This window comes from Shewanella sp. TB7-MNA-CIBAN-0143 (genome assembly GCF_040310065.1).
Lineage (GTDB): Bacteria > Pseudomonadota > Gammaproteobacteria > Enterobacterales > Shewanellaceae > Shewanella.
On the sequence record NZ_JBEOPL010000122.1, the window covers coordinates 1 to 256 of the forward strand.

A 256-nucleotide genomic window follows, 5' to 3' on the forward strand; every position below is an offset into this window, starting at 1 on the left:
GCTTAATACTGATAGTATTAATGGGTATAAAGTTCGCAAATTAAAGGAATTATTTATGCAAGGATTAAACATTAGCTTAGTTATTGGCGGTGCTTTGCTAGCTTGTGCAAGCGTAGGCACAGCTTTTGCCAAACAAGCAAAAACAGAAAAGCTCTACGACTTTGATAATAAAGTACATTATTACCAAACAAAACTCGACGATAATAACTATAAAATAGAGATCCAGTCAGACGATTACAAACACTTTGCAAATCAG

The 256-nt window shown here is 34.0% G+C and carries 1 pseudogene; it reads left to right on the forward strand.

Features of this window, described 5'->3' with window-relative positions:
• Window positions 1–55 precede the first annotated feature (55 nt).
• Window positions 56–256 (forward strand): annotated as a pseudogene (locus tag AAEY97_RS21365) (hypothetical protein); the annotation flags it as partial.